Source organism: Cupriavidus sp. L7L, from assembly GCF_004353535.1.
Lineage (GTDB): Bacteria > Pseudomonadota > Gammaproteobacteria > Burkholderiales > Burkholderiaceae > Cupriavidus > Cupriavidus oxalaticus_A.
Map to the genome: position 1 here is coordinate 828,408 of NZ_SMNY01000009.1, position 13,523 is coordinate 841,930.

Here is a 13,523-nt window from a genome sequence, read left to right on the forward strand (position 1 = left end):
CATGCTGCAGGTCAACGCACTGAACCAGTTCTACGGCGGCAGCCATATCCTGCGCAACGTCTCCTTCGACGTGCCGGCGGGCAGGCTGACCACGCTGCTCGGCCGCAACGGCGTGGGCAAGAGCACGCTCCTGAAATGCCTGATGGGCGTGGTGCCGACGCGCAGCGGCAGCATCCACTGGGACGGCAAGCCGCTGGAGAAGAAGGCGCCGTACGAGCGCGTTTCCGCCGGGCTGGCCTATGTGCCGCAGGGGCGCGAAATTTTTCCGCGGCTGACGGTCGAGGAGAACCTGCTGATCGGTGCCGCCAGCCGCGCGCGCCCAGCGGGTGTGCCGGATCGCATCTATCAGCTGTTCCCGGTACTGCGCACCATGCGCCAGCGCCGCGGCGGCGACCTGTCCGGCGGCCAGCAGCAGCAACTGGCGATCGGCCGGGCGCTGATGAGCGAACCGCAGCTGCTGATCCTCGACGAGCCGACCGAGGGCATCCAGCCATCGATCATCCAGGACATTGGCCGCGCGCTGCGGCTGCTGGTGGACGAGTTCGGCATGACGGTGCTGCTGGTCGAGCAGTACTACGAATTCGCGCGCCATATCGCCGACCACTATGTGGTGATGAGCCGGGGCGAGGTGGTCGCGCGGGGTGCCGGGGCCAGCATGGAGCAGGACGGCGTACGGGAGCTGATTGCCGTGTAGGCGTGGAACGGGGAATGCGCATCGCACGCCGCTTTCCGCCCAGGCAGGCGGCGCGCTATGATTACCTGCAACCCCGCCATCGCGCGCCCGCCGCCGGCTTTGCCACGCCATGCGTCATCCCGATTTTCCTTCATCACTCGCCGTGCCCGCCGCATGGCAGGCCAGCCTGCGGCTGCGCTTTGCGCAACGCGGCGAACGCACCGCGCTGGTCGAGCGCCGCCACCAGGGGCCGCTGCTGGTGCAGAAACCGCTGTATCCCGAAGGCGGCATCTGCCATGCCGTCATGCTGCATCCGCCGGCCGGCGTGGCGGGCGGCGACAGCCTGGATATCGAGGTGACGGTCGAGGCCGGTGCCCACGCGGTGCTGGCCACGCCCGGCGCCACCAAGTGGTACAAGTCGCTCGGCCGCGACGCGGCGCAGCAGGTGCGGCTGTCGGTCGGCGCGGGGGCGCGGCTGGACTGGCTGCCGCAGGAGAACATCGTGTTCGACGATGCGCGCGCACGTATCTCGACAGTGCTCGACGTTGCGCCGGGCGGCAGCGCGATCGGCTGGGATGCCGTGGTGCTGGGCCGGCAGGCATCGGGCGAGCAATGGGCGCGTGGCGCGCTGTGGCTCGATACCCGCGTCGGCGCCGGCGAGCGCGCGTTGTGGATCGAACAGTCGCATCTCGATGCGGGTTCGCCGCTGCGCACCGCGGTGGCGGGACTCGACGGACTCAATGTGCAGGGCACGCTGTGGGCGGTGGGCGAGGGCGCCACGCAGCAACTGGCGGAAGCGTTGGCGGAGCAGTTGCCCTATGGCCCGGAACTGCGCGCAGGCGTGACCTGCCTGGCAGCCCATGGCCAGTCGATGCTGCTGGTGCGCGTGCTCGGCCGGCAGATGGAAGCCGTGCGCCACGTGATGGTCGACGGCTGGAGCGCGCTGCGCGAGCCGATGCACGGCGTGGCGGCGCGGCCGCTGCGGCTGTGGGCAACTTAGGCCACGACCGGACAACAAGACAGACAAGGAACAAGAGATGGAACTGACGCCGAGAGAGAAGGACAAGCTGCTGATCTTCACCGCCGCGCTGCTGGCCGAACGGCGCAAGGCGCGCGGGCTCAAGCTCAACTATCCGGAAGCGGTGGCGCTGATCAGCGCCGCCATCATGGAAGGCGCGCGCGACGGCCGCACCGTGGCCGAGCTGATGCACGAAGGCACCACCGTGCTGACGCGCGACGACGTGATGGATGGCATCGCCGAGATGATCCCCGAGATTCAGGTCGAGGCGACGTTCCCGGACGGCACCAAGCTGGTGACCGTGCACCACCCCATCGTCTGAGCCTTCGCCTTGACGTCCGATTTCGACCGCTTCGAACAACAAATCAAACCGAGAGCCGACATGAACCGTTCCGCCTGCCTGCGCCTTGCCCTGGGCACCACCCTGACCGTTGCCGCCACCGCCGCGCTGGCGCACCCCGGCCATGACGCCGCCACCGTCGGCGCCAGCCTGTGGGCCGGCCTGGCGCACCCGTTCACCGGTGCCGACCACCTGCTGGCGATGGCGGCGGTGGGCGTATGGAGCGCGCTGGTGGCCCGCTCGGCCGCCGATACGCTGCGCCTGCCGCTGGTCTTCGTCGCGCTGATGCTGGCCGGTGCGGCGCTTGGGTTGGCCGGCATGGCGCTGCCCGCGGTGGAACCGATGATTGCCGTGTCGTTGCTGGTGGTCGGTCTGCTGCTGGCGCTGCGCGCCAAACTGCCGGCCTGGGCCAGCGCGTTGCTGGTTGGCGGCTTTGCGGTGTTCCACGGTTATGCGCATGGCGCGGAGCTGCCGGCCACTGCCGAGGCGCTGCCCGCGGTGCTGGCCTACGTCGGCGGATTTGCCGTCGCGACCATGGCGCTGCACCTGCTCGGCATCGGCGCCGGCATGCTGCTGCGCCGCCATGCCAGCTGGCTCGCCCGCCTGGCCGGTGCCGGCGTGGCGCTGTACGGCGCCGGCCTGCTGGTGGCCTGAGGAGACACACCATGATCCCCGGTGAACTGATACCCGCCGATGGCGAGATCGAACTCAACGCCGGCCGCGCCACGGTCAGCGTGACGGTGGCCAATACCGGCGACCGGCCGATCCAGGTCGGCTCGCACTTCCATTTCTACGAGACCAATACCGCGCTGTCGTTCGACCGCGAAGCCACGCGCGGCTTCCGGCTGAATATCGCGGCCGGTACGGCGGTGCGTTTCGAGCCCGGCCAGACCCGCACCGTCGAACTGGTGGCGCTGGACGGCGACCGCATCGTCTACGGCTTCAACGGCAAGATCATGGGAGCGCTGTGATGGCAAGGATCTCCAGGCAGGCCTATGCCGAGATGTTCGGACCCACCACCGGCGACCGCGTGCGGCTGGCCGATACCGGGCTCATCATCGAAGTCGAAAAGGACTTCACCATCTACGGCGAGGAAGTGAAGTTCGGCGGCGGCAAGGTGATCCGCGACGGCATGGGCCAGAGCCAGCGCATGGCGAAGGACTGCGTCGACACGGTCATCACCAATGCACTGATCGTCGACCACTGGGGTATCGTCAAGGCCGACATCGGGCTGAAGGACGGGCGCATCGCGTCGATCGGCAAGGCCGGCAACCCGGATATCCAGCCGGGCGTGACCATCGTGGTGGGGCCTGGTACGGAGGTGATCGCCGGCGAGGGCATGATCGTCACGGCGGGCGGCATCGACAGCCATATCCACTTCATCTGCCCGCAGCAGATCGAAGAGGCGCTGATGAGCGGCGTCACCACCATGATCGGCGGCGGCACCGGCCCGGCGACGGGCACCTTCGCCACCACCGTGACGCCGGGGCCGTGGTTCATGGAACGGATGCTGCAGGCGGCGGACGCCTACCCGATGAATATCGGCCTGCTCGGCAAGGGCAACGCCAGCCAGCAGGCGCCGATCCTGGAGCAGGTCGAGGCTGGTGCGATCGGGCTGAAGCTGCATGAGGACTGGGGCACCACGCCGGCGGCGATCGACACCTGCCTGTCGGTGGCGGACGCGACCGATACGCAGGTGGCGATCCACACCGATACGCTGAACGAGGCCGGCTTTGTCGAGGCCACCATCGCCGCGTTCAAGGGCCGTACCATCCATACGTACCACACCGAAGGCGCCGGCGGCGGCCATGCGCCGGACATCATCAAGGTGTGCGGCGAGGCCAACGTGCTGCCGTCGTCGACCAACCCGACGCGGCCCTACACGGTGAACACGCTGGACGAGCACCTCGACATGCTGATGGTGTGCCACCACCTCGATCCGTCGATCGCCGAGGATATCGCCTTCGCCGAAAGCCGCATCCGCCGCGAAACCATCGCCGCGGAGGATATCCTGCACGACCTCGGCGCGTTCTCGATGATCTCCAGCGACTCGCAGGCCATGGGCCGCGTCGGCGAGGTCATCATCCGCACCTGGCAGACCGCGCACAAGATGGCGCTGCAGCGCGGCAAGCTGCCCGGCGACCCGCACGATGCGCGCGGCGGGCACGACAACTTCCGCGTCAAGCGCTATGTCGCCAAGTACACCATCAACCCGGCGCTGACGCATGGCATCGCGCATGAGGTTGGCTCGGTCGAGGTCGGCAAATGGGCCGACCTGGTGCTGTGGCGTCCGGCGTTCTTTGGCGTCAAGCCGAGCCTGATCCTGAAGGGGGGCATGATCGCCGCCGCGGCGATGGGCGATCCCAATGCGTCGATCCCGACACCGCAGCCGGTGCATTACCGGCCGATGTTCGCGTCGGCGGGCGGGGCGCTGCACCGGTCTTCGCTGACCTTTGTCTCGCAGGCGGCACTGGCGGCCGATATCGGCGAGCGCTATGGGCTCGCCAAGACGCTGTCGGCGGTGCGCGGCACGCGCACGGTCAGCAAGCGCGACATGGTGCACAATGACTGGCAACCGCATGTCACGGTCGATCCGGAGACCTACCAGGTCGTCGCCGACGGCCAGTTGCTGACCTGCGAGCCCGCCACCGAGCTGCCCATGGCGCAGCGCTATTTCCTGTTCTGAACCGCCGGGGCCCGCGCCCCGCATCGCGCATGCTGAAGATCGATAAATTCCTGAGCGCCCCGCACGGCATCGCGCCGGTGCTGGTGCGCCGCGCTCCCAAGCTGGTCCTGCCTTTCAACGAACGCAGCAAAAGCCGCCTGCGCGCGATGCTCGACAACGGCACCGAGGCCGCGCTGTTCCTGCCGCGCGGCACGGTGCTGCGGGGTGGCGATTTGCTGGTGGCCGAGGATGGCAGCTTTGTCGAAGTGCAGGCCGCGGCGGAGGCCGTGCTGGATGTGCGCTCGGAGGATCCGCATGCGCTGATGCGCGCGGCGTATCACCTTGGCAACCGGCACACGCCGGTGGAGATCGGGCGCGACTATCTGCGGCTCGAGTACGACCCGGTGCTGGCCGACATGCTGCAGCGACTGGGCGTGCGCGCCGGGCGCGCGCAACTGCCGTTCGAGCCGGAAGCCGGGGCGTATGGCGGCGGGCACAAGCATGGGCACGATGCTACGTTTGCCGAGGACTATGCGGCGGCGCAGGCGGTGTTTCATGAGCATCATGGGCACTCGCACTCGCACTCGCACTCGCACTCGCACGGACATGGTCATGATCACGAGCATGGCGAGGCGGATCATGTTCACGATGCGAATTGCAGGCATAAGCATTGAGACGTAGGGCGGTAAGCCAGTGATCCGGTGATGACCAACCTCCACCAACTCATCTCCCTGCTGCATCTCGCATCGCCTGCCTTGCCCATCGGCGGCTTCAGCTATTCGCAAGGCCTTGAAGCCGCGATCGAAGCCGGCAGCATCCACGATGCCCGGACGGCCGAGCGCTGGGTCCGCGACAACCTGCTGCACGTCCAGGCCCAATGCGAAGCGCCGCTGTGGCTGCTGTTGCATCGCTGCTGGCGTGCCGGCGACACGGCTGCGGTGCAGGCCTGGAACGACTGGTTCCACGCCACCCGCGAAACCTCGGAGCTTCGCCTCGAGACCGAGCAGATGGGCTGGTCGCTGTCGAAGCTGATCGGCCAGATGGAGTGGGGCACGCCAGCATTGCGCGAGGCGCTGGCATCGCTATCGCCGGTCTGCCTGCCAACCGCCTTCACGGCAGCGTGCGTTGCACTGGAGGTCGACGCCCGCGATGGCCTGGCCGCCTATTGCTTCAACTGGGCCGAGAACCAGGTTGCCGCCGCGATCAAGGCGGTGCCGCTCGGCCAGGTCGCGGGGCAACACATGCTGCGCCGTCTTCACGCGGCGGTGCTGGAAACCGTGGACGAAGCCACGCGCCGTGCCGATTCCACGCCACCGCAACTGTCGACCTTTTCCCCGATGCTGGGCCTGCTTTCCGCACGACACGAAACGCAGTACTCCCGGCTGTTCCGTTCCTGATTCCACACCCACCATGACCCAGGCCCGTACCAAGAAGAACCCTCCGCTGCGCGTCGGCGTCGGCGGCCCGGTTGGCTCCGGCAAGACCACGCTGCTGGAGATGCTGTGCAAGGCCATGCGCGACCGCTATGACCTGGTCGCGATCACCAACGACATCTACACCAAGGAAGACCAGCGCCTGCTGACGATCTCCGGCGCGTTGCCAGCCGAACGCATCATGGGCGTGGAAACCGGCGGCTGCCCGCACACCGCCATCCGCGAGGATGCGTCGATCAACCTGGAAGCGGTGGACCGCATGCTGGCGAGATTCCCGGATGCCGACGTGGTGTTCATCGAGTCCGGCGGCGACAACCTCGCAGCAACTTTCAGCCCAGAACTTTCTGATCTGACGATCTACGTGATCGACGTAGCCGGCGGTGAGAAAATTCCGAGAAAGGGCGGCCCTGGCATTACCAAGTCCGACCTGCTGGTGATCAACAAGACAGACCTCGCGCCGTACGTCGGCGCGTCCCTGGAAGTGATGGAGAGCGATGCCCGCAAGATGCGCGGCGCCCGGCCATTCGTGATGGGCAGCGTCAAGTCCGGACAGGGCCTGGACGAAGTGATCCGCTTCATCGAACGGCAGGGCATGCTCGGCGTCTAGGACTCGACGTCGCCCGCGGCGGCCCTGGCGCCGGGTTTGACATAGCTCACCGGCGGGCGGAAGCTGCCCTTGCCCGCCAGCGCCCGCGCAACCGCCGCCACCAGGTTCAACTCGGGCTCGTTGAGTTCGGCCATATGGCGGACGGTGGCTTCGATGGCTGCCTGCTGCCGGTTGCCGTAGGGCATCGGCGGCTGCTCCACCTGCAACTCGCTGACATCGTGGCGGGCGAAGTCCAGCATTTCGGATGGCGGGACCGCAAGGGTCTCGGCCAGCGTGCAGATGTTGATCAGCGCCAGGTTGCGCTTGCCCCCTTCGATGCCGCTCAGGTAGGAGCGCGCCAGACCGCTTTCGAGCGACAGCGTTTCCTGGGACCAGCCGCGCTGCTTGCGCAGCCAGGCGAGATGCAATCCGAAAAGTCTGAGATTTCGAGTAGTCATGGGATCGTAGGAAGTTCAGAGTGTTCTGAGGCTAAGGGTTTGACCTTGAGGCCACGACAACTTATTCTCCCCCTCACTATCGATGCCCGATCCGCGGAATAAGGGATGCGCCAGTGCATATGGCGCGGCACGATGGCATGACACCGGGCGGCTTGCATGGCCGTGCCAGACGGGACCAATGTGCGATGCCGGCGCGACGCTCTCGCGCGGGCGCCGCATTGCGCGGACAGGATGACCGCATCCTGTCGCCCCGCTCAGGGAATTACCATGCAGATCTTTACGCTGTTCGAGGCGCGGATGCGCGCCTTCCCATCCGGCCACCATGCGGTGGCGGACCTGACCATCGGTTTCCAGTCGCGCTTGCTGCCTGCCGCGGCGGGGCTTGGCGAAACCTGCGACTACGTCTTTCTCCGCGCCGGAGAGGCCCAGCCCGAATTCACAGCGCAGCGGCCCGAGTGGTGGGCCTGCCTGCGCGGCGGGCTGCGCGTGTCGGCGCCCGGGCGCGGCAGCCTGCTGACGGGCGGCGGCGAGTTGTTCGCGCCTGCCACCGGCGTGCCGATGCAGGTCCGCGCGACGGTCGATACGATCCTGGTGCGCGCGGTGGCGCAGGACGCCGCCGCGGCGCCGGTGTCGCTGTCCGCTGGCGCGCGTGGCTGCAAGCTGGGGGAGGTGGGTGCGGACGACCCTGTCGGCATGGCCGGCGCAGCCCGGGGCGGAGGCGCGCTGCAAGGCCCGTCAGGCATGCGGCCTGGGTTCGTCCAGCTCGATGACACGAGTGGCGACTGGGCGCAGCGGCTGCGCGCGAGCGGCTTGCGCTGGGCGCTGTGCTATCGCGGTGCTGCGGGCTTGTACTGGCGCGGGACGGAGTCTGCGGCGGCGGACGAGGCGGACGAGGCTGACGAGGCGGCGTTCCTGCAGCCCGGCGCGCTTTACGCGCCGGATGCGAATGAAACCTGTCGTCTCCACGTGCTCATGCCCGGCACTGGCCTGCTGTGCTGCTTCGGACCGCCGGCCGGGCGCGGGAACCAGAGCGAAGGCGGGAACGACCGCGCAGGCGGAAACGAAAACGAAGACGGGAACGGCCAGGCCGCGCGGTGCACCGGCGGGCTGGCCAGGGGGCATGCCAGCATGCCGGCACTGGTGGCGGCCTGAACACCGCGGCGGCCCGGGGCCATGCCCGGGCCGGCACTCAGTGCCGCTTGTACTGAGTGGCGCCGAACAGGACCTCGCGCGCCTTGTCGTCCTGCAGCGCCCTGCGCGCGCTGGCCAGCACCTCGACCCCGCGCTTGACCGCGGGACGCTCGGCGATCTCGTTGAACCAGCGCTTCAGGTTCGGGTATTCGTCCAGCTCGACGCCCTGGTTCTGCCAGCTGCGCAGCCACGGGAAGGTGGCGATGTCGGCGATGGTGTACTGGTCTCCGGCCAGCCATTCGTGCTTCGACAGCTGCGTGTCGATCACCCCGTACAGGCGCCTGGCTTCGTTGGTGTAGCGGTTGACCGCGTATTCGATCTGCTCCGGCGCGTAGATGCGGAAGTGGTGCGCCTGGCCCAGCATCGGGCCGACGCCGCCCATCTGGAACATCAGCCACTGCAGCGCGTCGTACTTGCCGCGCACGTCCTCGGGCAGGAATTTGCCGGTCTTGCCGGCCAGGTACAGCAGGATCGCGCCCGATTCGAACAGCGAGATCGGCTTGCCGTCCGGACCGTCGGGATCGACGATGGCGGGAATCTTGTTGTTGGGGCTGATCTTCAGGAAGTCGTCGCCGAACTGGTCGCCGGCGCCGATGTTGATCGGATGGACCTTGTATTCCAGGCCGCATTCCTCAAGCATGATGTGGACTTTGTGGCCGTTGGGCGTTGCCCAGGTATAGACGTCGATCATCGCAATGGCTCCCCTGGCTGCGATCGTGGTGACTGCCACGCCAACCACTGACGTGGCGAACCGGGCGATTTAAGCACAGAAGAAAAAAACGCGCAGGCTGGCTGCGCGTTTCCATACTGGCGTCAGGGGCGAGCATTCCCGGGGCCGGCGCACGAAGCGCCAGCGCCCGGCCGGGCGCTCAGAAGCCGCGCGCCACCGGCATCTTGATGCTGTCCGGGTTCACGTTCATGTGCTTGGCCAGTTCCAGCTTGGCGATGGCGTTGCGGTGCACCTCGTCCGGGCCATCGGCCAGGCGCAGCGTGCGCTGGTGCGCCCACCAGTTGGCCAGCGGGAAGTCGCTGGAAACACCGGCGGCGCCATGCACCTGGATGGCCCAGTCGATTACCTTCAGCGCCACGTTCGGTGCCACCACCTTGATCATCGCGATCTCGGCCTTGGCCACCTTGTTGCCGACAGTGTCCATCATGTACGCGGCCTTGAGCGTCAGCAGGCGCGCCATCTCGATCTCGCAGCGCGCTTCGGCGATGCGTTCCTGGGTCACGCCCTGGCTGGCCACCGGCTTGCCGAACGCCACGCGCGACAGCGCACGCTTGCACAGCAGTTCCAGCGCGCGCTCGGCGACGCCGATGCTGCGCATACAGTGGTGGATGCGGCCCGGGCCGAGGCGGCCCTGCGCGATCTCGAAGCCGCGGCCTTCGCCCAGCAGGATGTTCGAGACCGGCACGCGCACGTTCTTCAGCTCGATCTCCATGTGGCCGTGCGGCGCGTCGTCGTAGCCGAACACCGGCAGGAAGCGCTTGATGGTGATGCCCGGGGTGTCGGCCGGCACCACGACCATCGACTGCTGCTCATGGCGGCCGGCGTCGGGATTGGTCTTGCCCATTACGATGTAGACCTTGCAGCGCGGATCGCCGGCGCCCGAGGACCACCACTTGGTGCCGTTGATGACGTAGTGGTCGCCATCGCGCTCGATGCGGCATTCGATGTTGGTGGCGTCCGACGAGGCCACCGCCGGCTCGGTCATCAGGAAGGCCGAGCGGATCTCGCCGGCGAGCAGCGGCTCCAGCCACTTGTCCTTCAGTTCCTCGGAGGCATAGCGCTCCAGCGTCTCCATGTTGCCGGTGTCGGGCGCGGCGCAGTTGAAGACCTCGGCGGACCAGGGCACCCGGCCCATGATCTCGCACAGCGTGGCGTATTCCAGGTTGGACAGGCCCTGCGGCGCACGCGGCGAGCGCGGCAGGAACAGGTTCCACAGGCCGGCTTCGCGCGCCAGCGGCTTGAGCTCCTCGATCACCTTGGTCGGGACCCAGGCGTTGCCGGCGCGGCGGTTCGCGTCGATCTCCTCGGCGAAGCGCTTCTCGTTCGGATAGATGTGCTTGTCGAAGAAGGCCAGCAGCTTGGCCTGCATTTCCTTGACCTTCGGGCTGTACTCGAAATCCATGTGGTCTCCTCGCTACGGATCGATGGGCGCCGCGCATTGGCAACGGCGGGCAACGGCGCTGGTTGGCTTCGTCGTTCGGGCAGACTTCGCCGATGCAATGCACTCTATCTGAAAGCTGGTAATTAGAAAAATGAATTTTCTGGATTTGGCAGTATCAATTCCCTGCATTCCATGACAGAATCGCTGCCATGCAGCTCTCCCGCATCGACCTCAATCTCTTCGTGGTGTTCGACGCCATCTACAGCGAAGGCAGCATCACCGCGGCCGCGCGCCAGCTCAATCTGACGCAGCCGGCTGTCAGCCATGCGCTGGGGCGGCTGCGCACGCTGTTCGACGACCCGCTGTTCGAGCGGCGCGGGCAGGGCATGGCGCCCACGCCGCTGGCCCGTTCGCTGGCCGGCGAGGTGCGCGGCGCGCTGCAGTCGTTTGCCCGGACGCTGCAGGATACGCCGCACTTCGATCCCACCAATACGGTGCGGCGCTTCACCATCGGCATGCGCGACGCGCTCGAATCGACGCTGCTGCCGCCGCTGATGGCGCGGGTGACGGCGATGGCGCCACACGTGGAAATCGCCGCGATCCGCTTTGACCGGCGCGAGATGGAGTCCGAGCTGCTGGCGGGGACCATCGACACCGCGATCGATATCCTGCTGCCGGTCTCGCCGGCCATCCACCACGCGCCGTTCATGAACGACCCGATGGTGGTGCTGGCACGCCGCGATCATCCGCTGGTGAAGAAGGAGCTGACGCTGGAGCGCTACCTTGCGGCCGAGCACGTGCACGTGTCATCGCGCCGCCGCGGCGCGGGGCTGGAAGACCAGGCGCTGCATCGCATGGGTTTGACGCGGCGCGTGAGGCTGCGCTGCCAGCACTATGCCGCCGCATGCCGCGTGGTCAGCTGCACCGATCTGCTGGCCACGCTGCCGCTGCGCTATGCGCGCATCGCTAACGAGCCTTACGCCAACCGGTTGCTGTCCCTGCCGTTCAAGGTGCCGACGCTGGAACTGCACCTGTACTGGCACGCGGGCGGCGAGAACGATGGCGCCAACAGGTGGCTGCGCGAGCAATTGATGGCGGTGATGACATCGCTCGGTGGCGGTACCGCCGATGTGACGCCTGCTGGCTAAGCGCAGTGCGCGCCGCATGCCGGTTGCCTCAACGTGCGCCGGACGCCGCCCCCGTGCTCCGCGCGCGGTTCACACGTAAGCATTTGTTCGCACGCTAGACCCTGCCGGGTCACGCTCATACCATCGACCGGTCTTTCTGCCTCCGGCGCCTCACGCGTCGGTCGTCCGCGCGTGCGGATCCCTCAGGCAGATGCCTTATTCCACGACTACGACACATCCAGACCGATGACCGGGACACGCTTGCTTGCTGATTGCCAACCGACGCTGCCGCGACGCGCGCGGCACACCACGTACACCCTGACCGGCCTCTGCGCCGCTGCCGTGCTGGCCCTGTCCGCTTGTGGCGGCGGTGGGGACGGCGGCAGCGGCGGCACGTCCGCCGGCACGCCGCAGGGCTCCTCGCAATCCGGCACCCAGTCCAGCACGAGCCCTGGCTCGACGCCTGGCTCGACGTCTTCCACGCCGACCACGGCCGGCGGCTGCTACACCGTCAGCGGTGCGGCACCGGCGCCCGCGGCAGGCAGCGGCATCACGCTGTTGCCGCCGCGCGGCAGCGCGGTCAGCAACTACCGCGTGCTCGACGAACCGCGCAGTGCGGGCCTGTGCTACGCCAACTACCGCCGCGAGCAGGTCGGCCTGCCGCCGCTGGCCGCGCGCGACCCGCTCAACACCGTGGCGCAGAACCACACGGCATACATGCTGGCCAACGCCACGCTGACGCACGACGAAGTCAGCGGCAAGCCTGGCTATACCGGTGCCACGCCGAACGAGCGCATCCAGGCTGCCTACCCGACCAATGCCACCGCGGAAGTGGTGGCCGGTGCCAATCGCTGGACCTCGGTGGCCAACGCCAACCTGTCGATGACGCCCAAGGATGCGCTGGTCTCCGACCTGATCAACGCACCGTTCCACCGCGCCGCGCTGCTCGGCAGCTACGGCTCGGCCGGCAGCGGCTTTGCCGAAAGCGTGGGCCCGAACGGCAGCGGCACCTCGGCGAGCTACTACCAGACCATCGACCTGGCGGATGCGTCCAAGGGCGGCAGCGACAACCAGATGGTGGCTTACCCGTTCAACGGCCAGGCCGATGTGCCGGCGAGCTGGGTCAACTCCGAAAGCCCCAACCCGGCGCCGGGCTACGAAGGCAAGACCGTGGGCTACCCGGTCTCGCTGCAGGCGATCAACACCTCGCTGCAGTTCGATGCCGACAACTTCGCCATCACCGACGCGCAGGGCGCCAGCGTCAATTGCCTGAAGGTCGACAGCCGTTCGTCGGGCCTGTCCAGCGCCGCGCGCGGGTTGGCGATCTGCACGCCGGTGGCACCGCTGGCGAGCGGCCAGCGCTACAACGTGCGCGTGACCGGCCGGCTGGGTTCGCAGCCGGTGGACCTGGCCTGGTCGTTCACCACGCGCTGATCTTCCCCGACCAGCCAGGCACCGCCGCGCTCACTGCGGCGCGCGGTGCTGCAGCCCGATGCGCACCTGGCCCGGCGCCAGCGTGCGGTCAGGCTGCACCGCGTACGGCAACGGTGGGCGCTGCCCCGCCGGCAGCGACTGCCACAGCCGTTCCACCCATTCCCTGATTTCCGCGTTGTCCGGTTCCGCTGCCCATACGCCGAGCGGCATGGTTGCCTGCATGCGCGCCGCGATCGCCGCGGGATCCTCCTGTACCGACACGACCATCGCCGCGGCGGCAGCGGGTGCGCGCGCCGCTGCCAGCGGCGGGGCGGCCTTGCGCGCGAAATCGGCACGCGGGGCGGCTGCCGCCGGCGGTGAGGGTGGTGCCGCCGGAGCAGGCGCGGATTCCGCCATGGCGGAGTACGCGGGCATTGGCGGAGCCGCTGCGACGGCGGGAGCCTGTGGCGGCAAGCTGTCGGTGGCTGGGGCTGGGGCTGGGGCTGGG

At 68.0% G+C, this 13,523-nt stretch carries 15 protein-coding genes and 1 pseudogene; 12 read left to right on the forward strand and 4 right to left on the reverse strand.

Annotation, left to right across the window (positions count from 1 at the left end; all coding sequences use genetic code 11):
* The first annotated feature begins 1 nt into the window (after position 1).
* The 9 genes from urtE to ureG all read left to right on the forward strand — a co-directional run bounded on the left by urtE (position 2) and on the right by ureG (position 6,736).
* Positions 2-694 (forward strand): urea ABC transporter ATP-binding subunit UrtE, encoded by a 693-nt coding sequence (gene urtE / locus E1J61_RS11735; RefSeq protein ID WP_133094182.1) that lies wholly within the window; start codon positions 2-4, stop codon positions 692-694.
* 109 nt (positions 695-803) lie between these two features.
* Positions 804-1,673, forward strand: a complete 870-nt coding sequence (locus E1J61_RS11740; protein WP_133094183.1) for an urease accessory protein UreD — start codon at positions 804-806, stop codon at positions 1,671-1,673.
* Between the two features lie 37 nt (positions 1,674-1,710).
* Positions 1,711-2,013, forward strand: a complete 303-nt coding sequence (locus tag E1J61_RS11745) for an urease subunit gamma (protein WP_133094184.1) — start codon at positions 1,711-1,713, stop codon at positions 2,011-2,013.
* A 60-nt stretch (positions 2,014-2,073) separates the two neighbouring features.
* Positions 2,074-2,685: a HupE/UreJ family protein gene (locus E1J61_RS11750; RefSeq protein WP_133094185.1), complete on the forward strand. Its 612-nt coding sequence runs from the start codon at positions 2,074-2,076 to the stop codon at positions 2,683-2,685.
* Between the two features lie 11 nt (positions 2,686-2,696).
* A complete protein-coding gene (locus E1J61_RS11755) occupies positions 2,697-3,002 on the forward strand; it encodes an urease subunit beta (RefSeq protein ID WP_133094186.1) in 306 nt (101 codons plus the stop codon).
* Positions 3,002-4,717 carry an urease subunit alpha gene (ureC, locus tag E1J61_RS11760; protein ID WP_133094187.1) on the forward strand — a complete coding sequence of 572 codons (1,716 nt, stop codon included), beginning with the start codon at positions 3,002-3,004 and terminating at the stop codon, positions 4,715-4,717. Before E1J61_RS11755 ends, ureC begins: the two co-directional genes overlap by 1 nt.
* A 29-nt stretch (positions 4,718-4,746) precedes the next feature.
* On the forward strand, positions 4,747-5,370 hold the full coding sequence (ureE, locus tag E1J61_RS11765) for an urease accessory protein UreE (protein ID WP_133094188.1): 624 nt from the start codon (positions 4,747-4,749) through the stop codon (positions 5,368-5,370).
* A 30-nt stretch (positions 5,371-5,400) separates the two neighbouring features.
* Positions 5,401-6,093, forward strand: coding sequence for an urease accessory protein UreF (locus tag E1J61_RS11770; RefSeq protein ID WP_133094189.1), 693 nt, complete (start codon positions 5,401-5,403; stop codon positions 6,091-6,093).
* 13 nt (positions 6,094-6,106) lie between these two features.
* Positions 6,107-6,736: an urease accessory protein UreG gene (gene ureG / locus E1J61_RS11775; RefSeq protein WP_013956047.1), complete on the forward strand. Its 630-nt coding sequence runs from the start codon at positions 6,107-6,109 to the stop codon at positions 6,734-6,736.
* Here ureG and E1J61_RS11780 read toward each other — a convergent pair.
* Positions 6,733-7,173 carry a helix-turn-helix domain-containing protein gene (locus E1J61_RS11780; RefSeq protein ID WP_133094190.1) on the reverse strand — a complete coding sequence of 147 codons (441 nt, stop codon included), beginning with the start codon at positions 7,171-7,173 and terminating at the stop codon, positions 6,733-6,735. The genes ureG and E1J61_RS11780 overlap by 4 nt on opposite strands.
* 267 nt (positions 7,174-7,440) lie before the next feature.
* Between E1J61_RS11780 and E1J61_RS11785 the strand changes: the two genes are divergently transcribed.
* Positions 7,441-8,325, forward strand: coding sequence for a hypothetical protein (locus tag E1J61_RS11785; RefSeq protein ID WP_133094191.1), 885 nt, complete (start codon positions 7,441-7,443; stop codon positions 8,323-8,325).
* A gap of 37 nt (positions 8,326-8,362) precedes the next feature.
* Here E1J61_RS11785 and E1J61_RS11790 read toward each other — a convergent pair whose 3' ends face one another.
* On the reverse strand, positions 8,363-9,055 hold the full coding sequence (locus E1J61_RS11790) for a glutathione binding-like protein (RefSeq protein WP_133094250.1): 693 nt from the start codon (positions 9,053-9,055) through the stop codon (positions 8,363-8,365).
* 178 nt (positions 9,056-9,233) lie between these two features.
* Positions 9,234-10,496: an acyl-CoA dehydrogenase family protein gene (locus E1J61_RS11795; protein WP_133094192.1), complete on the reverse strand. Its 1,263-nt coding sequence runs from the start codon at positions 10,494-10,496 to the stop codon at positions 9,234-9,236.
* 188 nt (positions 10,497-10,684) lie between these two features.
* On the opposite strand from E1J61_RS11795, the gene E1J61_RS11800 reads away from it, so the two are divergent.
* Positions 10,685-11,623, forward strand: a complete 939-nt coding sequence (locus E1J61_RS11800) for a LysR family transcriptional regulator (RefSeq protein WP_063241508.1) — start codon at positions 10,685-10,687, stop codon at positions 11,621-11,623.
* Positions 11,624-11,848: 225 nt separating this feature from the next.
* On the forward strand, positions 11,849-13,036 hold the full coding sequence (locus E1J61_RS11805; protein ID WP_133094193.1) for a CAP domain-containing protein: 1,188 nt from the start codon (positions 11,849-11,851) through the stop codon (positions 13,034-13,036).
* A gap of 30 nt (positions 13,037-13,066) precedes the next feature.
* On the opposite strand, the pseudogene E1J61_RS11810 reads toward E1J61_RS11805, so the two are convergent.
* Positions 13,067-13,523, reverse strand: a pseudogene (locus E1J61_RS11810) (hypothetical protein); the annotation flags it as partial.